At 57.6% G+C, this 21,385-nt stretch carries 12 protein-coding genes, 2 tRNA genes and 3 rRNA genes; 2 read left to right on the plus strand and 15 right to left on the minus strand.

The window, feature by feature from the left end; genetic code table 11:
• The 8 genes from C8C92_RS01040 to C8C92_RS01075 form a co-directional block, all read right to left on the minus strand.
• Nucleotides 1-3,399 (minus strand): ATP-binding protein, encoded by a 3,399-nt coding sequence (locus C8C92_RS01040; protein WP_116742789.1) that lies wholly within the window; start codon nucleotides 3,397-3,399, stop codon nucleotides 1-3.
• Nucleotides 3,396-3,995 (minus strand): DUF4194 domain-containing protein, encoded by a 600-nt coding sequence (locus C8C92_RS01045; RefSeq protein ID WP_116742790.1) that lies wholly within the window; start codon nucleotides 3,993-3,995, stop codon nucleotides 3,396-3,398. Before C8C92_RS01045 ends, C8C92_RS01040 begins: the two co-directional genes overlap by 4 nt.
• Nucleotides 3,992-5,428 carry a DUF3375 domain-containing protein gene (locus C8C92_RS01050; protein WP_116742791.1) on the minus strand — a complete coding sequence of 479 codons (1,437 nt, stop codon included), beginning with the start codon at nucleotides 5,426-5,428 and terminating at the stop codon, nucleotides 3,992-3,994. The genes C8C92_RS01045 and C8C92_RS01050 overlap by 4 nt, the downstream gene beginning before the upstream one ends.
• A 146-nt stretch (nucleotides 5,429-5,574) precedes the next feature.
• A 5S ribosomal RNA gene (gene rrf / locus C8C92_RS01055) occupies nucleotides 5,575-5,687 on the minus strand.
• Between the two features lie 137 nt (nucleotides 5,688-5,824).
• Nucleotides 5,825-8,714, minus strand: a 23S ribosomal RNA gene (locus tag C8C92_RS01060).
• A 258-nt stretch (nucleotides 8,715-8,972) separates the two neighbouring features.
• A tRNA-Ala gene (locus C8C92_RS01065) sits at nucleotides 8,973-9,048 on the minus strand.
• Between the two features lie 21 nt (nucleotides 9,049-9,069).
• Nucleotides 9,070-9,146: transfer RNA gene (locus C8C92_RS01070), tRNA-Ile, on the minus strand.
• Nucleotides 9,147-9,246: 100 nt separating this feature from the next.
• Nucleotides 9,247-10,777, minus strand: a 16S ribosomal RNA gene (locus tag C8C92_RS01075).
• The 16S, 23S and 5S rRNA genes sit together here with 2 tRNA genes alongside, the layout of an rRNA operon.
• Nucleotides 10,778-11,288: 511 nt before the next feature.
• Here C8C92_RS01075 and C8C92_RS01080 point away from each other — a divergent pair.
• The gene (locus C8C92_RS01080; RefSeq protein ID WP_099761435.1) at nucleotides 11,289-12,668 is read left to right on the plus strand and encodes a sodium-dependent transporter; all 1,380 of its coding nucleotides are present in this window, start codon (nucleotides 11,289-11,291) and stop codon (nucleotides 12,666-12,668) included.
• On the opposite strand, the gene C8C92_RS01085 is transcribed toward C8C92_RS01080, so the two are convergent.
• The 7 genes from C8C92_RS01085 to C8C92_RS01115 all read right to left on the minus strand — a co-directional run bounded on the left by C8C92_RS01085 (nucleotide 12,669) and on the right by C8C92_RS01115 (nucleotide 20,138).
• Nucleotides 12,669-13,283, minus strand: coding sequence for a M15 family metallopeptidase (locus C8C92_RS01085; RefSeq protein WP_116742792.1), 615 nt, complete (start codon nucleotides 13,281-13,283; stop codon nucleotides 12,669-12,671). It abuts the gene before it with no gap.
• On the minus strand, nucleotides 13,283-14,185 hold the full coding sequence (locus C8C92_RS01090) for a LysR substrate-binding domain-containing protein (RefSeq protein ID WP_099761430.1): 903 nt from the start codon (nucleotides 14,183-14,185) through the stop codon (nucleotides 13,283-13,285). Before C8C92_RS01090 ends, C8C92_RS01085 begins: the two co-directional genes overlap by 1 nt.
• A gap of 83 nt (nucleotides 14,186-14,268) precedes the next feature.
• Entirely contained in the window at nucleotides 14,269-15,084 is an 816-nt protein-coding gene (locus C8C92_RS01095; RefSeq protein ID WP_116742793.1) for an N-acetylmuramoyl-L-alanine amidase, read from the minus strand.
• Between the two features lie 30 nt (nucleotides 15,085-15,114).
• Nucleotides 15,115-16,062 (minus strand): BadF/BadG/BcrA/BcrD ATPase family protein, encoded by a 948-nt coding sequence (locus tag C8C92_RS01100; protein WP_243420081.1) that lies wholly within the window; start codon nucleotides 16,060-16,062, stop codon nucleotides 15,115-15,117.
• A gap of 94 nt (nucleotides 16,063-16,156) precedes the next feature.
• A complete protein-coding gene (locus tag C8C92_RS01105) occupies nucleotides 16,157-17,809 on the minus strand; it encodes a family 10 glycosylhydrolase (RefSeq protein WP_116742795.1) in 1,653 nt (550 codons plus the stop codon).
• A 91-nt stretch (nucleotides 17,810-17,900) separates the two neighbouring features.
• Nucleotides 17,901-19,211 carry an MFS transporter gene (locus C8C92_RS01110; protein ID WP_116742796.1) on the minus strand — a complete coding sequence of 437 codons (1,311 nt, stop codon included), beginning with the start codon at nucleotides 19,209-19,211 and terminating at the stop codon, nucleotides 17,901-17,903.
• Nucleotides 19,212-19,256: 45 nt separating this feature from the next.
• Nucleotides 19,257-20,138 (minus strand): N-acetylmuramic acid 6-phosphate etherase, encoded by an 882-nt coding sequence (locus C8C92_RS01115; RefSeq protein WP_116742797.1) that lies wholly within the window; start codon nucleotides 20,136-20,138, stop codon nucleotides 19,257-19,259.
• Nucleotides 20,139-20,325: 187 nt separating this feature from the next.
• On the opposite strand from C8C92_RS01115, the gene C8C92_RS01120 reads away from it, so the two are divergent.
• Nucleotides 20,326-21,384: a helix-turn-helix transcriptional regulator gene (locus tag C8C92_RS01120; RefSeq protein WP_116742798.1), complete on the plus strand. Its 1,059-nt coding sequence runs from the start codon at nucleotides 20,326-20,328 to the stop codon at nucleotides 21,382-21,384.
• Nucleotide 21,385: the final 1 nt, after the last annotated feature.

Here is a 21,385-nt window from a genome sequence, read left to right on the forward strand (position 1 = left end):
TCATGCGCTGCGGGCCTGGCGCTCGGCCTGGTATTGCTCGATGCTCAGGCAGCGCAACATTGATTGCCGGCCCTCTTCGCTGTGCACGAAACCCAGTCCGGCAACATAGGGTTCGATGATATGAATTTTTTGTAAGGGCGTGACGATTAGCAATTGCAGATTCATGCGCTTGAACAATTCCAGGCCATACCGCGCTGACTCATCCGAGCCACGCCCAAATGCTTCATCGATCACGACAAAACGGAAGGAACGGGAGCGCACCACTCCCCACTCCAAACCAAACTGATACGCCAGACTGGCGGCCAGCACGGTATAGGCCAGCTTTTCCTTCTGTCCGCCAGACTTGCCGCCAGCATCGGTGTAATGTTCATGCTCGCGGTCGTCTTCGCGCCAGCGCTCGGAAGCCGAAAACACAAACCAGTTGCGCACATCGGTCACCTTGCGCGTCCAGCGCTTGTCCACCTCGGCGCTCCCGCTGCGGCCACGGAAGCGCTCGATAATCGTTTTGACCTGCAGAAATTTGGCTTCGGAATATTCTTCGTCGCTCGACCCGGTCAGCGCGCCTTCGGTGCAGGCACGCAAGTCGGCCTGGAAGTCGCGCAGGTCAGCGTCCAGGTTGGGCTCGGCTTCCAGCGCGATGTAACGGTTGGGGTTGTAATCGATATCATGCAAGGAGAGGTTGATGATGTCGATGCGTTCACGGATGGTTTCCCGCTCCCGCTTGAGCTGCGACTGGAAGCCGGCAATTTCGCGGATCGTGTTTTCATTGAGTAGCTCCTTGAAGCGCTGCGCAAAGCGCGGCAAATCATCGGCCTGCAGTGCCGCCAGCATCTTGCCGAATTCACCAGCGGCATTGATGCTGACATCGACCTCACGCGTATCGAGCGGCCAGGCCGTGACGTAATCGCTCATGGTATTGATGATACGGTCGCGCAAACTGGCGATTTTCTTGCCGTCGGCATCGATACGCGCCTGCAAGAAAGTGCGCATGTCTTTTTCACGGTTGTCGCACGACTCCACCGTCAGTTTGTGTTCGCCCAGCGCTTCCGCCTGTAGCAACTGCAGCAAGGGAAAATACAGCTCACGCGCGTGCAACGGCGTGGCGTCCAGCAACTGTGCGCAATCGCCCAAGTGACCGCTGGCCTGCTCCTGGCGTTCGCTGAGCCTGGCATGCTCGGTGGTGTGGCGGCTGATGTCGTCATCCGTTTTGGCTTGCGCTTGCGTCAACGCCTCAAGCTGGCCCTGCAGCTCTTGCAGCAGATCGGACGCCGCTTCCAGTGCCTCTTTTTCACGCAGTAATTGTTCGATCGCCAGCAGCAAGGGCTTCCAGTCCAGTTCGCCGAAATGCTGGAACACCGCCAGTTGCTGCCAGTGACCCAGGCGGTCCTGATGCGTTTTGACATCAATGCCCAGTGCACTGATGCGAGCACGATGGGCGGTGATGCGCAATGACAAATCACGCGCCTGCTTTTCCAGCGCCGCGATCTTGGCCTGGTTGGTCCAGCCCAGCACATAACGGGTGCGGTCTTGCAACGGATGACGGTCATCCTTTTCATGGCGCTCGCCACCCGCCTTGATCTGGCCGTTGCGCGTGATGGCCAATTTTTCACATTGGAATTGCTGCAGCGATTCACAGCATGCGTAGTCGAAACGCCGCGCCAGTTCACCGGCTATCCATGGATAAAATGCCGAATCAGGCTTGATGGACAGCTTGCGCACCAGGGAGTCCGGATGCAGCGGCCGTGCGTCCGGCACATTGACCGCGCGTACCCGAAAATACACCAGGCGCGCTCCAAGATGGCTGCGGTCCACCCATGCCGCCACCGCCGCATAATGGGCTTCCGGCACCAGCAGCGCCAGGCCGAAATTGTGCAGCAGGCGTTCGGCCGCGCCCTCCCACTCGTCCGCATCGTCGCGTACCTGGATCAACTCGCCAACAAAGGGCAGCTCATCACCATCGAGATCAAGCGCGCCGCACAGCAAGTCACGCAGTTTCAGCATCTGGCCTGGAATATTCGAGCGGCGCTGGCGCAACGATGCGAGCTCCGCCGATAACTCGCCATGGCTGGCCCCCAGTTCGCGCACCATGACACCCGCCTCTGTCAGGCTGTTCTGGCACTCGTCGCGCTGCGCGACGCATTGCGCCTGGCCACTGTCGATGGCACGCAGATTGGCGCTGAAGCCTTCGTCATCGGCCGCACCAGGCAAGCCCAGCGCTTGCGCCAATTGCTCGTAGAGCGCTGCGCGCCGCGCACGCTCATCCTTCAGCGTTTGCCGGCGCGCGATCTCGGCGTCGATCTGCGCCAGGCGATTGCCGCCGTTGGCGGAAATGGCTTCCCGTATTTCATCGCGGCGCAGGCCTTGTTCGCCGCGCTGCTGTTGCAGCCGCTGCAGGCGCGCGGCGGTTTTTTCCAGTTCCAGCACCAGTTGTTCCAGGCGGCTTTCCAACAGCTCACTTTTCAAGGCAGCGAACCACGGCCGCAGCGCTTCGCGGCAGCCGCGCAATTGCTCATCCTGCTGCTGCAAACTGGCGTGGCGTGCGCAATCGGCAGTGAGCGGCAGCAATTGCTCGATCTGTTGTTTCGCCTTGAGTACAGCTTCGTGCGCGCGATGCAGATCATCGAAATGGGCGATCAGGGCGGCGATACGCTCTTCGACAGGAAATGCTTCGAGCATGTGCTCACGTACGAAGTCGGTCAGGTTGCCGACCGATTTCATCGACACCGTCTGATGAAACAACTCCATCGCCTGTTCATTGCCGATGCCGAAGCGGCGGCGGAAATCGGCACCATACGGTGGAAAACTGTCGTACAGGGTTATACCCTTGCTGGCGCGCAGGCGCTTGCGCAACTGGGTGATATCGCTACCGAAGCCGGCGAACTGATCCGCGATCGACAAGGCGCTGTCCGCCACCACATAAAAACGCTCGGGCTGGCCGCGCGCATCCTTGAGCCAGAAGACCTGCGCCAGGGTCACCGTCTGATCGTAGCCTTCGTTATAAAACACGCCAAGGATCACGGCATAGGTATTCTGGTCGCGCAAGGCCACCGCGCGCGCCGTACTACCCGTGTCACCGCGTTCCGATTTGTAGTGGCCAAGCACGTATGTGCGCAGGCTGCGCTCATGCGCGTCGGCACCGGCGGCTTTGTTATAGGAAATCTTTTGAGCGGGAACCAGCAAGGTGGTAATCGCGTCGACCAGCGTCGATTTTCCCGAACCGATGTCGCCGGTCAGCAGCAGATTGTCGCCGCCCGGATGCAGTTTCCACACGCGCGCATGAAAGGTCCCCCAATTCAGGACTTCGAAGTGATGCAGCCGGAAGCCCGCACGTTCAAGTAGCGCCGGCTCCGCAAAATCTAATTGGGAACTGACGCCGTCCTCATGATCCCGCGCCGTCATTCCGCATCCTCTGACAGTCCCGCGCCATGACTGGCGTAATCGTTCAGGCGTTGTTCAAAATCGCTAAGCCATTGCGCGTCGACAAAGGCCTTCAAAATGCGCCGCACTTCAAATTGCTGATCCTGTCCACGCAAACGATACAGGAAGCCCAGTTCGACCACTTTATTCAAATGCGTCTCCATGCGGTCAAGCAAACGCGCTTCATTGGCGGTATCGGGCAGGAAAAGGCGCAATTGTTCGGTGATCTGCTCACGGCTGACAATCAAACGCGTATCGCCAGCATGGCTATCGAACTCCGCCAGCTTTTTACGCAACAGCACCAGGATCAAACTGACCGGATAGCTGAGCTGGCGCCGCGGCACCAGGCGCGGCAGCGCTACTTCCCCTTCCGGTGTGGCACGCTGGCGCAGATAGGCATAGCCCTCGGCTTCGTCGAGTATCAGTTCAAGGCCGATTTGCTGGCAATAATCGCGCACGCGCGCTTGCAACAGCAGCAGTGGCTGCCATAAGGCGACATTGTTTTCCTGGTACAACACGCCTTGCATCAAGGCGATCAGGATCTGGCTGTAATGGATTTCGCTGGAAGAATTCATCATGCACTGAAAATAAGAAGAGGCACTGTGGCAAGCCGCGCACGACCCTGCGCATCACTCCAGTGTATCGTTTCTTCTTGCGTATCGTCGATCACGCCTGGCAACTCCTGTGTCGCCAGGCTCAAATAAGTGGCCAGTTCCGCCAGACCTTGCTCGAGCGGGTATTCGGCGATCAGCGTGGCGAGCGACACTTGCTTGCGCTGCTGTAGCGCGCGGCGGATATTCGACGCCAGTTTCAGGCGGTCGACATGGACCTGCTCGAACAAGGCATCCGACGGCACCGGTTCGGCGGCTTCATCGAGCACGCCATGCAAAATGACGGGTTTGAAGGGCGGCGTGAACAAGGTGCGATCCATCGGCGCCAATACATTCGGCGCGGCGGCATCGATCTCGATAAAAGCGGCATGCTCGACCACCGCGCGCGCATCGAGCGCCTTTTTTTCTATGTCGCGTATCAGCTGCATGATGCGGCGGTTTTCCAGCCAGGCCTGATCGTCGAGATAGCGCCGCAGCTGTTCGGACAAACGGGCCACCGTGCGCTGCGTCACTTCGCCTGCCTCCAACCAGTCATAATGTATCCGCAACAAACGGCCATCGGGCGCCAGTTCACGCACCGGATCGAGCGCCATTACCGCATTCAGCAGCGCCGTCAATTCATCCTGGCGCGATGGCGACATCAACAGATCCCAGAAGGCGCGAAAACTCTTGCCTTCATCGGAATCGGCGATCACATCGCGCTTGCCGAAAATTTCCTGCAGCAATTCACCTTTGCTGCCCTCCCAGGTGGCGATACGTTCACGCACCGAGCGATCCAGACTGCGAAAATTGTGCTCGACGGCACGAAAATCGGACAATAGCTCGCGTGCAGTGGACGACATTTGCAGAAAGCGTTCGCGTATCTGGGTCGGTTCCATCATGTCGAGCCGGCCCTGGGCGATTTGCGCTATTTCCGCATCGATGGCCGCCTTGCGTTTCTGCAGTTCGGCGATACGGGTACGGGGATTCAATTCCGTGCCATCGATAATCTGCCGCAGCAGATCGAATACCGTCATCAGGCGCGATTCGGTACCGATGAATTGGCGCTGTCCCAGGCCAAGCAGCCATTCGATTGCCTGTTCGGTCGGCGACGTCAGGTCATAGTGCGGTTCGTCCTGCCCGCTTGGATAATATTTGCGTAACCAGCCCCGTTCATCGGAAGCCCAGTCGTCCAGATACGCTGTCGCGCTTTTGGGAAACAACACCTCGCCAGCCAGTTCATGCAGATGATACAGATGATCGTCCAGATGCGATGCCAGTTGCTGGCGTGCGATGGTACGGATATTGGGAGCAATAAAATGACGGTGCAGGAAACTGGCGATCATCGGTGCATGATCAGCGGCGAGCAAACGCCAGGCCGGATGGTTGCGGCGCTGGGCAGAAAGTTGTTGATAGTCCATCTGTACGCATTGTGAGTCTATTGCGTACTGTAGCACCGATCAATGTCTCAGCTCTTGATAAATCTCCAGACGAAAAAAAACCCGCCAATTTCTTGACGGGTTTTTCTCAAGGAGAAACAGCCGGGGGCTGTTTCTCCAAATAACAAGCCTGACGATAACCTACTTTCACACTGGTTGCAGCACTATCATCGGCGCAAAGTTGTTTCACGGTCCTGTTCGGGATGGGAAGGGGTGGGACCAACTTGCTATGGTCATCAGGCATAACTTGTACTGGCATTTGTCCTCAGTGGAGCGACAAAGCCTGAATCTGGAAGAAGCAAAGATTGGGTAATGAATAGTAGTATCAACAAACACGCAACGTTGTACCGTCTTATCCTCTGTACCTGCTAAGGTTATAGGGACAAGCCGTACGGGCAATTAGTACTGGTTAGCTTAATGCATTACTGCACTTCCACACCCAGCCTATCAACGTCCTGGTCTCGAACGACCCTTCAAAGAGCTCAAGGCTCTGGGAAATCTCATCTCAAGGCAAGTTTCCCGCTTAGATGCTTTCAGCGGTTATCTCTTCCGTATTTAGCTACCCGGCAATGCCACTGGCGTGACAACCGGTACACCAGAGATACGTCCACTCCGGTCCTCTCGTACTAGGAGCAGCCCCCTTCAAATTTCCAACGCCCACGGCAGATAGGGACCAAACTGTCTCACGACGTTTTAAACCCAGCTCACGTACCACTTTAAATGGCGAACAGCCATACCCTTGGGACCGGCTACAGCCCCAGGATGTGATGAGCCGACATCGAGGTGCCAAACTCCCCCGTCGATATGAACTCTTGGGAGGAATCAGCCTGTTATCCCCAGAGTACCTTTTATCCGTTGAGCGATGGCCCTTCCATACAGAACCACCGGATCACTATGTCCTACTTTCGTACCTGCTCGACTTGTCAGTCTCGCAGTTAAGCACGCTTATGCCATTGCACTATCAACACGATGTCCGACCGTATCTAGCGTACCTTCGAACTCCTCCGTTACACTTTAGGAGGAGACCGCCCCAGTCAAACTGCCTACCATGCACTGTCCCCGATCCGGATAACGGACCAAGGTTAGAACCTCAAACAAACCAGGGTGGTATTTCAAGGTTGGCTCCACGAGAACTAGCGTCCCCGCTTCAAAGCCTCCCACCTATCCTACACAGATTGGTTCAAAGTCCAATGCAAAGCTACAGTAAAGGTTCATGGGGTCTTTCCGTCTAGCCGCGGGTAGATTGCATCATCACAAACATTTCAACTTCGCTGAGTCTCGGGAGGAGACAGTGTGGCCATCGTTACGCCATTCGTGCAGGTCGGAACTTACCCGACAAGGAATTTCGCTACCTTAGGACCGTTATAGTTACGGCCGCCGTTTACTGGGACTTCAATCAAGAGCTTGCACCCCATCATTTAATCTTCCAGCACCGGGCAGGCGTCACACCCTATACGTCCACTTTCGTGTTTGCAGAGTGCTGTGTTTTTATTAAACAGTCGCAGCCACCAGTTTATTGCAACCCTTTCACCCTCATGGAGTAAACCAATCAAGCTACCGGGGCGTACCTTTTCCCGAAGTTACGGTACCAATTTGCCGAGTTCCTTCTCCCGAGTTCTCTCAAGCGCCTTAGAATACTCATCTCGCCCACCTGTGTCGGTTTGCGGTACGGTCTCGTATGACTGAAGCTTAGAGGCTTTTCTTGGAACCACTTCCGATTGCTTCATGCACAAGTGCACTCGTCTCAACCCCTTGAATTCCGCACCCGGATTTGCCTAAGTGCCTTCTATGAGCCAAAAACCAACTATTCCAACAGTTGGACAACCTTCCGCGATCCGTCCCCCCATCGCATCATACGACGGTGCAGGAATATTAACCTGCTTCCCATCAGCTACGCATCTCTGCCTCGCCTTAGGGGCCGACTCACCCTGCTCCGATGAACGTTGAACAGGAAACCTTGGGCTTACGGCGTGGAGGCTTTTCACCCCCATTATCGCTACTCATGTCAGCATTCGCACTTCTGATACCTCCAGCATCCTTTACAAGACACCTTCGCAGGCTTACAGAACGCTCTCCTACCATATATATCTGTGATAAATCACAGAACAATATCCGCAGCTTCGGTGACTGGCTTAGCCCCGTTACATCTTCCGCGCAGGACGACTCGATCAGTGAGCTATTACGCTTTCTTTAAATGATGGCTGCTTCTAAGCCAACATCCTGACTGTTTTAGCCTTCCCACTTCGTTTTCCACTTAGCCAATCTTTGGGACCTTAGCTGGCGGTCTGGGTTGTTTCCCTCTTGACGCCGGACGTTAGCACCCGACGTCTGTCTCCCAAGCTCGCACTCATCGGTATTCGGAGTTTGCAATGGTTTGGTAAGTCGCAATGACCCCCTAGCCATAACAGTGCTCTACCCCCGATGGTGATACTTGAGGCACTACCTAAATAGTTTTCGGAGAGAACCAGCTATTTCCAAGTTTGTTTAGCCTTTCACCCCTACCCACAGCTCATCCCCTAATTTTTCAACATTAGTGGGTTCGGACCTCCAGGGCGTGTTACCGCACCTTCATCCTGGCCATGAGTAGATCACTTGGTTTCGGGTCTACACCCAGCGACTGATCGCCCTATTCGGACTCGATTTCTCTACGGCTTCCCTATGCGGTTAACCTTGCCACTGAATGTAAGTCGCTGACCCATTATACAAAAGGTACGCAGTCACGGAACAAGTCCGCTCCTACTGTTTGTATGCACACGGTTTCAGGATCTATTTCACTCCCCTTCCGGGGTTCTTTTCGCCTTTCCCTCACGGTACTGGTTCACTATCGGTCGATTACGAGTATTTAGCCTTGGAGGATGGTCCCCCCATATTCAGACAGGATGTCACGTGTCCCGCCCTACTTGTCGTACGCTTAGTATCACCGGTCCAATTTCACATACGGGGCTATCACCCACTATGGCTCCCATTTCCAGGGGATTCTGTTATCGGTCCGACTATCACGTACAGGCTCTTCCCATTTCGCTCGCCGCTACTTTGGGAATCTCGGTTGATTTCTTTTCCTGCAGCTACTTAGATGTTTCAGTTCGCCGCGTTCGCCTTGCATACCTATGTATTCAGTATGCAATACCCTAAAAGGGTGGGTTGCCCCATTCGGAAATCTGCGGATCAAAGTGTGTTTGCTCACTCCCCGCAGCTTATCGCAAGCTACTACGTCCTTCATCGCCTGTAATCGCCAAGGCATCCACCATGTGCACTTATTCGCTTGTCCCTATAACGTTAGCCTCTCATCATTTGCATAATGAAAGAGCGTTACAGGGATAAGAAAGTACAACGTTGTTGCTTGTTTGTTGATACATACAATCATTACCCATCAAGTCGCCTCATGCATCGCTGCACGCATAGACTTGATCAATAAATAATCTTTACTTCTTCCAGATTGTTAAAGAACGAAACAGCTTTGATCGCTAAAAGATCAAACCTAAACCACAGTCTTGTTGACTGGCTTACGTTTGCACTTTCAAAGTATTGGTGGAGGATGACGGGATCGAACCGACGACCCCCTGCTTGCAAAGCAGGTGCTCTCCCAGCTGAGCTAATCCCCCGGGAATTATGTACTAATTAGCTGGTAGGGCTGGTTGGACTCGAACCAACGACCCCCGCGTTATCAACACGGTGCTCTAACCAGCTGAGCTACAGCCCCAACGCGGAACTACTACGACTACTGTTTCTTCTTAATTAAACAGCCGATAAGTGTGAACATTTGATGCGTGAATCAGTTACCTGATTCGTGCAAACTCTAGAAAGGAGGTGATCCAGCCGCACCTTCCGATACGGCTACCTTGTTACGACTTCACCCCAGTCACGAATCCTACCGTGGTAAGCGCCCTCCTTACGGTTAAGCTACCTACTTCTGGTAAAACCCGCTCCCATGGTGTGACGGGCGGTGTGTACAAGACCCGGGAACGTATTCACCGCGACATGCTGATCCGCGATTACTAGCGATTCCAACTTCATGCAGTCGAGTTGCAGACTACAATCCGGACTACGATACACTTTCTGCGATTAGCTCCCCCTCGCGGGTTGGCGGCGCTCTGTATGTACCATTGTATGACGTGTGAAGCCCTACCCATAAGGGCCATGAGGACTTGACGTCATCCCCACCTTCCTCCGGTTTGTCACCGGCAGTCTCATTAGAGTGCCCTTTCGTAGCAACTAATGACAAGGGTTGCGCTCGTTGCGGGACTTAACCCAACATCTCACGACACGAGCTGACGACAGCCATGCAGCACCTGTGTACTGGTTCTCTTTCGAGCACTCCCTGATCTCTCAAGGATTCCAGCCATGTCAAGGGTAGGTAAGGTTTTTCGCGTTGCATCGAATTAATCCACATCATCCACCGCTTGTGCGGGTCCCCGTCAATTCCTTTGAGTTTTAATCTTGCGACCGTACTCCCCAGGCGGTCTACTTCACGCGTTAGCTGCGTTACCAAGTCAATTAAGACCCGACAACTAGTAGACATCGTTTAGGGCGTGGACTACCAGGGTATCTAATCCTGTTTGCTCCCCACGCTTTCGTGCATGAGCGTCAATCTTGACCCAGGGGGCTGCCTTCGCCATCGGTGTTCCTCCACATATCTACGCATTTCACTGCTACACGTGGAATTCTACCCCCCTCTGCCAGATTCTAGCCTTGCAGTCTCCAATGCAATTCCCAGGTTGAGCCCGGGGATTTCACATCAGACTTACAAAACCGCCTGCGCACGCTTTACGCCCAGTAATTCCGATTAACGCTTGCACCCTACGTATTACCGCGGCTGCTGGCACGTAGTTAGCCGGTGCTTATTCTTCAGGTACCGTCATTAGCAAGAGATATTAGCTCTCACCGTTTCTTCCCTGACAAAAGAGCTTTACAACCCGAAGGCCTTCTTCACTCACGCGGCATTGCTGGATCAGGCTTTCGCCCATTGTCCAAAATTCCCCACTGCTGCCTCCCGTAGGAGTCTGGACCGTGTCTCAGTTCCAGTGTGGCTGGTCGTCCTCTCAGACCAGCTACTGATCGATGCCTTGGTAGGCTTTTACCCTACCAACTAGCTAATCAGATATCGGCCGCTCCACGAGCATGAGGTCTTGCGATCCCCCACTTTCATCCTTAGATCGTATGCGGTATTAGCGTAACTTTCGCTACGTTATCCCCCACTCTAGGGTACGTTCCGATATATTACTCACCCGTTCGCCACTCGCCACCAGAGCAAGCTCCGTGCTGCCGTTCGACTTGCATGTGTAAGGCATGCCGCCAGCGTTCAATCTGAGCCAGGATCAAACTCTTCAGTTTAATCTCTGTTTAATGTCATTTCTGACAGGTCGGACAGTATCACTACCATCCAAATCTTTTGCATTGCAAAAGATTTGCTCACTCAAAAAACTGACAGGCTACTTCCGAAGAAGTATCCTATTTCATTATTTCTTGTGAACATTTGATATTTTAAGTTAGACGCCAATCCGAAGATTGACGCTGCACTTACATCAAATGCCCACACTTATCGACTGTTAATTGTTAAAGAACGGTATTCGGTGCTACTTTCGCGCTATTGACAAAGCGTTGTGTTTGTCAGCTGCGAAGAAGGAAGAGTATGAAGCATTTCACTACATCCGTCAACTCCTTCTTTTCCTGCTCATCGCCGTTTCCGGTGATCCTCAACTGCCGCAGTGACTGCGTCTCATTGGGGAGGCGAACTATAGCAAAGCGCCCCGCCAGTAGCAAGGCTTTTCCGGGGTATTTGCGGCCAACTGCTACAATTTCGCCCCCTCAACGCAAATTCGCGTCCCACCATAGAAGATTCACCATGAAACAACAAGCTCAAGGATCAGGCCTGACCCTGAAACGAGCTGGCTTTACCACTGGCTTCGGCGTACTCGCCGCCACCCTCGGTTCCGCAGTCGGTCTCGGCAACATCTGGAAATTCCCCTATCTGACGGGCGCCAATGGCGGCGCCGGCTTCCTGCTCATCTATTTACTCGCCACCTTATTAGTGGGATTGCCCGTGATGATCGCGGAAATCACCCTGGGCCGCCACGCCAAGGTCAATCCCATCTCCACCATGGAACAACTGGCACCGAAGGGCAAACCGTGGTGGCTGGTCGGCGTCATCGGCATGATCGCCGCCTTCCTGATCGTCGCGTTTTACTCGGAAGTGGTGGGCTGGGTGTTTGCGTATATCGCCAAGGCCATCGACGGCTCCATCCTCAGCAGCGACAAGCTGGTGACGGAAGCAGCCTTCGCCTCCCTGATCAGCAATCCCCTGCAGTCGCTGTTCTGGCAATGGGGCGTGCTGCTGTTTATCGGTGGCATATTGATGCTGGGCGTGACCAAGGGCATCGAGGCGATCGCCAAGAAACTCATGCCTCTGCTGTTCCTGCTGCTGCTCCTGCTCTGCGCGGTCAGCCTGTCGCTCGATAAAGCGGCCGAAGGACTGGCGTTCCTGTTCCGTCCTGATTTTTCCAAGCTGACGGCTTCCGTCGTGCTGACGGCCATGGGCCTGGCTTTCTTTAAATTGTCCGTCGGCATGGGCACGATGATGACCTATGGCAGCTATTTCCGCGACGACCAGAATATCCCTGTCACTACCCTGCGCGTGATGGCGGCCGACCTCGGCGTATCGATGCTGGCCGGCATCGCCATCTTCCCCGCCGTGTTCACGTTTGGTTTCGCCCCCAGCGCGGGACCGTCGCTGGTGTTCATCACGATTCCGGCCGTGTTCTCGCAAATCCCGATGGGACAAGCCCTGATGGTGGTGTTTTTCATCCTGGCCGCCGTGGCCGCCACAGGGGCGATGCTGTCGCTGATGGAAGTACCCGTGGTGATTTTCCATGAGCGCTTCGGCTGGACGCGCACCAAGGCCACCGTGGTGACCATGCTGCTGCTGGCCGTGCTCGGTTCCGTATGCGCGCTGAGCAACAGCACCCTGGCGGACTTCAAGCTGTTTAATTTGAATATGTTTGATCTGTTCGACTTTGTGTCATCGAATATCTTCTTGCCCGTGGGCGGCATCGCGATTGCCTTGTTTACAGGCTGGGCCTGGGGCAAGCAGCATTTCATCGAGGCGATCAGTAATCACGGCCAGTTGCAGAATCAAACTCTGGCGCATGTGCTGCTGTTCCTGCTGCGCTTTGTCTCGCCGGTATTGATCCTGATCGTGATGCTGAAGGGATTAAAGGTCTTTTAATCAGAGTACCCGGGTGTAGGTCTGGCGCACCAGCACCCGGTCGCCACAATCGAAATGCCACCATTCGCTGTTAATGCCGAAGAAGCCCGCCTGGAACATGGCGTCGCGCAACAATCGGCGGTGCGCCACCTGCTCCTGCGTAATCTCCCCGCTTTCCAGCAAAGCCAGCTCCAGCGCTGGATGCGAGCGCTCACTCAAGTCGTCAAAGCCCGTGCCCATGTCCAGTTCCTGCCCGTCCGGTCCCACGATGGTGATGTCGAGCGCCATACCAAATGAGTGAATCGAGCCGCGCGACGGTTCGGCGATATATCCCAGCAACTCGGTTCCCTGCAACGCATCCCACAGTTGCTGCTGCACCCGCTGCGGACGCAGGGCATCGAGCACCAATAGATGATGATCGGGGCGATGCGCGGCCAGCCAGGCCACTGCCTGTTCCAGTGCGGCGGCCGCATCGCGGTGCAACCAGGCGCAATCGATGGGACTATATAAGTCGCGGCCGACAAAATTGTCGGGCGTGGCGTAGCGCAAGTCGACGGCGATGCCGGCGATGCTGCTCAGGTGGCGAAATTGCGGATCGCTGCCGACCGCTTCCAATTGCAAACTTGCAACAGACATCAGACTCCTCTTTCCAGACACTGACGCGCCGCCACGCCGATGCTGTCGGCCAGGCGCCGCGCGCCATGCGACAGCGGCGAGTGGCTCGCCGTCAATAAATACAGTTGAATCGGTATCGTGGGTGCCCAGGGACGGCGCTGCAAGCGCTCGGGTGAACCGGACGCGGCCGTAAACGGGTCGACCACGGCCATGCCGGCGCCCGCTTCCACCAGGGAACGGGCAATTTGATAGGTTTGCACCACGGTACTGAAGACGGGGTGGATATCCTGCGCCTCGCAGGCGGCCACCACCAGTTCGCCCAGCGGATCGTTGTCCGCATGGCCGATCAGCTCGCCATTCAGGCCATGCGCCGTCAAGGGCGTGCCGCAATCGGCCGCATGCCAGGTGCCAGCCGGCGCGATCACCGTCATGACACCGTGCGCCAGCGGTTCGGCCACGATGCCCGGATGACGCGGGTCTTGCAGCGATACGGCCAAGTCCGCTTCACCGAGGCGCAGGGTATTGACGATCTCGCCCGTGTGGTGGGTAGCCAGCTGGCAACGCGTGTGGGGAAAGTCGCGCCGCCACTCGGTCATGGCAAACGGCAAGACACTGATGGCGAGCGTCGGCGTGGAAACCAAACGGATGGTTTCCACCGCATGGCCCTTCAGGCTGGCCGCCAGACGGCGAATGCCCAATAAATCGCGGTTGAGCTTTTCCGTCTCGACAAACAAACGGTGCGCCTCCGGCTTCGGGTACAGCTTGCCCCGCACGCGCTCGAACAGCGGCATGCCCAGCTGCAACTCGCAATGCTGCAAGACCTTGGTCACGGCCGGTTGCGAGATATGCAGCACCTGGGCGGCGCCGCTGATGGTGCCAACTTGCATGATGGCGTGAAACACTTCGATATGACGCAGCCGCATGAGCTATTCCTTTACCTTGCCGTGGCCACCTGGGCCGTCAACGTTCAGCATATAAGAAAAAGTCATGGGCTGGAACGGCTATGCTACTTTGCTACAACAGCAGGTGTTGCAACCGCTGGGGCCGGCGTCGTCAGCACTTCCAGCAGAGCCGCCGTTTCACCATCGGGCGTGCCGTCAAACAATGTGTTGCGGTATTTCATCTGGAAGGCGATCAGCACATTGCGCGTCGCTTCATCGAAGATGCCCGTATTCGGCGTCGCATACCCATGCTGGGCCAGCTTTTTCTGGAACCAGACGGCGTCCGGCACTTGCTGCTCAAAAATAAGGCGCTGCATGGCCACGCGGTTCGCGTCCGGCCAGACAATCAGGCCAGCATCGGCCAGCTGGCGCCATGGGAACAGCGGCCCCGGGTCCTGCTTGCGCTGCGGGGCGATTTCGTTATGGCCCAGGATATTTTCCGGCGCGATGTTGTAGCGGGCCTGGATATCTTTCAGCAGTGGAATCAGCTCATCGATCTGTGCCTGCGGAAAGGGATACCAGAGGCGGCCTTCCGGCGTGTCCTTGTAGCCGGGGTTGACGATCTCGATGCCAATCGAGCTGACATTCAACTGTGTATAAGTCTTCCAGTTGCTCACACCCGCGTGATTGGCCTGGCGCGATTCGTCGACCAGCACGTAAAACTTCGGCTTGTCCGTGTCGGTCAGCAAATAATGGCTGCTGACCACTTGTTCCGTCAGGATCTTGATCGAGCGGGGCAAGTCGCTGACCGTGTAATGGATGACGATGAATTTCACGCGCGGGCTCTGGCTGCGCGCCGTCAAGCTATGGTCAAGGTGCGGCGCGGGCGTGGTACAGGCGGAGAGCAGGGCCACCAGCAGGGCGAGGGCGATTTTTTTCATGAAAGATCCATGTTCGGTTTAATAAAATAGTCAATTCTTGCCAGTACGCTGGCTGGCTGCCCGGGCTGCCAGCTTGGCAGCAGCCTCATGCGAACGGGCAACTTTTTGCTCCATCATCAACGATACCGGCAAAGCGGCACGCATGGCAACCGCAATGGCCGGGTGCAACTGCGCCGCGCGGCCCGCCAGCACCACTGGACGCGGACCGTAGCGCGCCGTCAGGGCCAGCGCCAGGCGCGCCAGTTCCTGTCCCGCGCGCTGCAAGATGTCCAGCGCCAGCGGGTCGGTGTCCGCACTGGCGGCGACCGCCAATGCCAGGCGGCCGATGGCGCCCCGGTCCTGGCCATACATGAAGGCGCGCGACAATGACCAGTCGCTGCCGCCGATATGCGCAAACACGGCTTCGGCCATGGGTGAGCTTTGCCAGCTGCCGGGCGCCTCATCTTCGCGGCGCCAGATGTGGCGCAAGGCTTCACGGGCGATCCAGTAGCCGCCGCCGCCATCGTCGAGCAGCACGCCGCGCCCGCCCGCGCGGTGAAACACGCCATCCGTATCGATCCAGGCGGCGATCGAGCCCGTGCCAGCGTAGACCAGATAACCTTCGCCTGGTTCAAAACTGTCGCGATAGGCGATGTCGATATCGTTGCCCACGCGGACGTGGGCGGCGTCCAGCGCCAGCAAGGTGGCCAGTGTTTGCGCCAGCACAGCGTCGTCGCCGCCAAAACCCGTCAAGCCCGCCACCACGGCGCGGGGCTGGCCGACGGCCAGCACGGCACGGCACAGCCCGGTGAACGTGGCGTGCACGGCTGCGCGGCCCGCATCGCTGCTCATTTGCAAGGCAGACAAGCCTTCCACGGCGCCGTCGGCCACGATGGCGCCGTCAACGGTGGCCAGGGCCCAGCGCGTCTGCGTGCCGCCCGCGTCGATGCCCAGGCCCAGCACGGGCACCGCATTATTGGCTGTAGGGAAGGAAATCATGGCATGAGTGTAAAGCCAAGCTGGGCTTGCAGGCATGAAAGCTTGCGCATGTTTCATGCCTGCAGGTTATGGACTACCGTTGAACGGTCAACAATTACTTGGCGGCGGCCGTAAACGGTGCGCGCACGGTGACGCGGGGGCTTTCATTGCCGAGACGGTCCACCGCGCTGACCACCACCGCATTGACTTTACCAATGGCATCGTCGACCAGGGTCAGCTCGCCCTGCATGCCCGTGACCATGCTAAAGCGCCAGTCTTCGCCGTAGCGGGCCCAGACCGCGTACTGCGCCACGGGTTTGCCGCCGCCCGCCGTCAATTTGACGTTCAGGCTGGTGGAATCGCGGCGCAAGGCCAGCACGGGCGTACCCGGCGCTTCCTTGCCCAGCCATGGCGTGGCGGGAATCAGGGCAGGGCTTTGGTACACGGTCGCCTTGAGTTGCTCGCTGACACCCTTGCGATTCTGCATCAGGGGCGCCATGCTGAAATGCACTTGGCCATTCGCGCCGGGGCGCGTGCGCGTCACTTCGATTTGCTTGATGATCTCTTGCGGCGTGAAGGACTTGGCGGAATTGTCGATGCGGCTGGTATATAAACCCGGCCACACGTGGCGGCCATACGGATTTTGCGCCAGCCAGTAGTCGAGCAGCACGCCAAACGCTTGCGGCGCCTGCGCCACGGGCCAGTACAGCTGCGGCGACAGGTAATCGAGCCAGCCTTTGGCCAGCCACAGTTCCGCATCCGCATACAATTTATCGTACTGGCTGAAGCCGACGATGCCGGCAGGGCGGCGGTCGGGACGGCCGATACCGAACGGGCTGATACCGAAGCGCACCCAGCTCTTTTCGCGGTGGATGCCGGTATACAAGGATTCGATCAGCTGGTTGACGTTCTGGCGACGCCAGGAAGGGCGGTCCAGTTGGCCACCGGCCAGCAGATATTGCTGCCAGGAAGGCTCATCGGGAAACGGCAGTTCGCGCTTGGCGCCGCCATTGCCCGCGTCCAGCGCGGCCGTCTCGGCTCCCGCGCCGGCGCCGGGCGCGTCGATCGGATACGGATAAAAGTAATCGTCGATGTGCACGCCATCGATATCGTAGCGGCGCACCACGTCGAGCACCACATCCGTCGTGTGTTTTGAGGCGGCGGCGTCGCCCGGGTCCATCCACAGGTAGCGGCCGTATTGCTTGACGGACGCCGGGTTGGTGGACGCGAAACTGTCGCGCGCCAGCGGCGACTTGGCCGTCGCGTGACGGGCACGGTAAGGATTGAACCAGGCGTGCAATTCCAGGCCGCGCGCATGCGCCTGCGCCACCCAGAAGGCCAGCGGATCATACAGGGGCAATGGCGGCTGGCCTTGCTTTCCGGTCAGGTATTCCGACCACGGCTCCAGTTGCGACGGGTAAATCGTGTCGGCGCTGGGCCGCACCTGCAGCACAATCGCGTTCAGATTCAAGGACTTGGCGCGGTCGAGGATGGCAATTGCCTCGGCTTGCTGCTTGGCGACCGGCAAATTGCTGCGACTGGGCCAGTCGATATTGGCGACCGTCGAGACCCAGGCGGCGCGGAACTCGCGCGGCGCCGGCGGCGGCACTTCGCCCGTGATGTGCGGCACGGCCGGCAAGCCCGCTTCGCCCGGCGTCACTGCGGAGGGCATTTTGGTGCTGGTACAGCTGCTGAGCAATGTGGCGGTGGCCAGCGCGGCCAGCACGCCAGCCGTGGCGCCCAGGCGTTTTTTCAAAGTAGACAACAAAACAATTCCTTGCAGTGGTGAAGCGCAGGTGTATCGGTGCGGGCATTTTACTGTGCGCCCGCCATCCTTGCGGGCGCACAGTTCAAAAGAATCAGGCCTCGGCCTTCTTGCCGAATTCGGGATCGATCTTGACCAGCGCGGCCATGATGAAAGCAGGAATGGTGGCGATGCAGACCCAGATGAAGAAGTGCTGATAACCAAGCATTTGCTGTATCCAGCCGCTTGCCATGCCGGGCAACATCATGCCCAGGGCCATGAAACCCGTGCAGATGGCGTAATGGGCCGTTTTATGCGCGCCATCGGAGACCATGATCATGTACAACATGTAGGATGCGAAACCGAAGCCATAGCCGAATTGCTCAAGCGCAATGCCACCGGCGATCACATAGATGCTGCTGGGCAAGGCGCTGGCCAGGTAAACGAAGACCAGGTCGGGCAAGTGGACGGACAGCACCATGATCCACAAACAGCGTTTCAAGCCGAAGCGGGAAATGATGAATCCTCCCAGCAAGCCACCGAGGGTCAGGGCGATCACGCCGATGGTGCCGTAGACCAGGCCCACCTGTTCCGTGCTGAGGCCCAGGCCACCCTTGGCGACGGGGTCGAGCAGGAAGGGCGCGGCCAATTTGAGCAGTTGCGCTTCGCCGAGGCGGAACAGCAGCAAAAAGCCCAGGATGACGAAAATATCCTTCTTCTTGAAAAAGGAAGCAAAGGTGGCGACGAACTCTTGCAGCGGAGAAACACCGGCATCCTGGATGCTGGGACGGTCATCTTTCGGTTTCGGCAAGACAAAATAGTGGTACAGGAACAGCGCGATGAACAGGCCCGCCAGAATCGCGAACACGACGGACCAGGCCAGCTGCACATTGCCCGTCGCATGCGTCAGATAGCCGGCCAGAAACACCAGGCCGCCCTGGCCCGCGATCATCGCCAGGCGGTAAAACGTGCTGCGCACGCCGACGAAGGCCGCCTGCTGGTGCTCTTCCAGGCCCAGCATATAAAAGCCATCGGCGGCAATGTCATGCGTGGCGGAACTGAAGGCCATCAGCCAGAAGATGGCCAGGCTGATCTGGAAAAAATGCGGCAGCGACGTGGTCAGGGCCACCAGCGCCAGCGCGGCGCCGATCACCAGCTGCAAGCCGACGATCCAGAAACGCTTGGTGCGGTACATATCGATGAAGGGCGACCACAGGGGCTTGATGACCCAGGGCAAGTACAGCCAGCTGGTATACAGCGCGATATCGGTATTCGAAAAGCCGTAGTTCTTGTACATGATCACGGACAAGGTCATGACCACGACATAGGGGATACCCTGGCCAAAATACAGGGAAGGGATCCACAACCACGGCTTATTTGACGGCTTATTCGCGCGCGCCGGGGCGGTTTGTTTCACTAGCTCCATACATCCTTCTTGGTCTCCCAGACAGAAGAATGCCGCGCCATCGGATCACGCCGCCAGTGCCGCCCGCACACTGCCGTCCGCGCCGGCCAACAATGCCTGTGCCTGGTTTGTGTTGATTTTTTTGATCAAGGCAACGATCGCCACCTTGACGTGATAGTGGCATTGCTCCAGCACGGCCCTGGCCTGCATTTCGCTGGCACCGGTGGCATGCATGGTCAGACGCACCGCCCGCCAGATCAGCTTGGCGTTGGTCGGCTTCAAGTCTACCATCAAGTTTCCGTAAGTTTTGTGCAAACCCACCATCAGGGCGCTGGAAATCGTGTTCAGGGTGATTTTTTGCGCCGTGCCCGCTTTCAGACGCGTGCTGCCGGAAATGACTTCCGTGCCCGTGTCGAGCACGATGCCGCATTGCGCCTCGTGCGCCACGGGGGCATCCACATTGTTGGCGATGCCGATCGTCAAGGCGCCTGCCGTGCGCGCAGCCAGCAGCGCGCCCAGCACATACGGCGTGGCGCCGGAGGCGGCCAGCAGGATCACCACATCGTTGACCTGCGGTTGCAAGGCCAGCAAATCCCGCTCGCCTTGCTGTACATCATCTTCCGCCCCTTCGACGGCCACAAACATGGCGCCGGCGCCACCGGCGAGGATGGCGACGGCCCGCTCGGGTGGCCAGGAAAACGTGGGATTGAGTTCCACGCTGTCGAGTACGCCCAGGCGGCCCGAGGTGCCGGCCCCCACATACAGCAAGCGTCCGCCGGCCGCGATGCGGGGCAGGGCAGCCGTGATGGCGGCAGCAATGTCGGGCGAGGCCAGCCGCACGGCTTCGACGGCCCAGAACTGGTCATCGACCAGCGCCGCCACCAGTTGCTCCACCGGATACAGGTCCAGGTCCGGATGCCGCCGGCTCGGGGTTTCAGTTTTCAACATGATTTCAGAACATAGTTGAACGTGAAACCAGTTTAATACCGATGTGCAAGATCAGCCATGAAAGCTTGGCGGGCGTGCATAACGGGAGTTTATGGCTGGCGCAGGAACGTGGCATATTACTTGTACTTCGATACGCTCCCATTTGTGTCTATACTTCGATTCGACGCCCTAATCCACGACACGCCCCATGATCGCTCGCCAATTGCTGTTCCTGTTTAGCGCCCTTGGCGCCATCAACGGCATTTTCCTGGCCGTCTATTTTTTCAGCCGTCGGCCTCGCTGCCTGGCCGACTGCATGCTCGGTGCATTGCTGCTTGCCGTCGGAGTGCGCACCGCCAAATCCGCCTTCCTCTACTTCAACCCGGCGATCGCCATCGAATTCCGACAGCTGGGCCTGTCGGCCTGCCTGCTGATCGGTCCCCTGACCTATCTCTATGTGCGCTCTTTCCTGGCCGGGCGTGCGCAACTGCCGGCCGGACCACAATGGCGCTGGCATCTCGGCTTGTCCTTCCTGCTGATAGGCATAGGCGTTGCCTTTCCGTATTCCGCGTATCGTCCTGTGTGGGACCTGTCGAGTCATGCCATTCACGTGTTCTGGCTAGGCTACCTGCTGACAACTGCCAAGTTGCTGTGGCAAAGCCGCCATGCATGGCTGAACGACGGACAGCGGATGGCCACCAGCAGCGTGCTACTGCTGAGCGTCTTTGCAGGCAGCTGTGTCATGCTGGCGGCGTACGCGAGCACGCCGTTCACGTCCTATATTGTCGGTGCCTTGTCGTTCACCTTCTCGCTGCATGTCGCGGTCATGGTCTTTCTGCTGAGAAAGGAAACATCGACGCTTGCCGACCCCAGGCAGAAATACCAGAATAGCCGCCTGACGCACGAAGATGGACTTGCCGTGCTCGCGGCGCTGGAACAACAGATGAGCGGGCAACAATCCTATCTGAATCCGAACCTGACCCTGGCCCAGCTGGCCAAGCGGGCGGGATGCACGCAGGCGCAGGTGTCGCAAGTACTGAATGACCGGCTGAGCAAAAGCTTCAACACCTACGTCAACGAATACCGTATCGCCGAAGCGAAACAGCTATTGACCGACGAGCCGCAACTGAACATGGATATCGTTGCCGAGCGCTGCGGGTTCAATTCCAGTTCCACCTTCTACTCCACCTTCAAGAAAGTTGCTGGGCAGACACCCGCCAGCTTCCGCGCCCAATCTGGCCAGGCGGCCAGGCCTGTTTCCGCGTAAA

Origin of the sequence: Janthinobacterium sp. 78, from assembly GCF_003096775.1 — a bacterium.
GTDB classification, from domain to species: Bacteria; Pseudomonadota; Gammaproteobacteria; order Burkholderiales; family Burkholderiaceae_D; genus Janthinobacterium; species Janthinobacterium tructae.

Bases quoted from the DNA above. Each gene is read 5' to 3' on its own strand.
- C8C92_RS01040 (WP_116742789.1), bottom strand. From the start codon at position 3,399: ATGACGGCGCGGGATCATGAGGACGGCGTCAGTTCCCAATTAGATTTT.
- C8C92_RS01050 (WP_116742791.1), bottom strand. From the start codon at position 5,428: ATGGACTATCAACAACTTTCTGCCCAGCGCCGCAACCATCCGGCCTGG.
- C8C92_RS01045 (WP_116742790.1), bottom strand. From the start codon at position 3,995: ATGATGAATTCTTCCAGCGAAATCCATTACAGCCAGATCCTGATCGCC.
- C8C92_RS01100 (WP_243420081.1), bottom strand. From the start codon at position 16,062: ATGATTTCCTTCCCTACAGCCAATAATGCGGTGCCCGTGCTGGGCCTG.
- C8C92_RS01080 (WP_099761435.1), top strand. From the start codon at position 11,289: ATGAAACAACAAGCTCAAGGATCAGGCCTGACCCTGAAACGAGCTGGC.
- C8C92_RS01110 (WP_116742796.1), bottom strand. From the start codon at position 19,211: ATGGAGCTAGTGAAACAAACCGCCCCGGCGCGCGCGAATAAGCCGTCA.
- C8C92_RS01120 (WP_116742798.1), top strand. From the start codon at position 20,326: ATGATCGCTCGCCAATTGCTGTTCCTGTTTAGCGCCCTTGGCGCCATC.
- C8C92_RS01090 (WP_099761430.1), bottom strand. From the start codon at position 14,185: ATGCGGCTGCGTCATATCGAAGTGTTTCACGCCATCATGCAAGTTGGC.
- C8C92_RS01115 (WP_116742797.1), bottom strand. From the start codon at position 20,138: ATGTTGAAAACTGAAACCCCGAGCCGGCGGCATCCGGACCTGGACCTG.
- C8C92_RS01095 (WP_116742793.1), bottom strand. From the start codon at position 15,084: ATGAAAAAAATCGCCCTCGCCCTGCTGGTGGCCCTGCTCTCCGCCTGT.
- C8C92_RS01085 (WP_116742792.1), bottom strand. From the start codon at position 13,283: ATGTCTGTTGCAAGTTTGCAATTGGAAGCGGTCGGCAGCGATCCGCAA.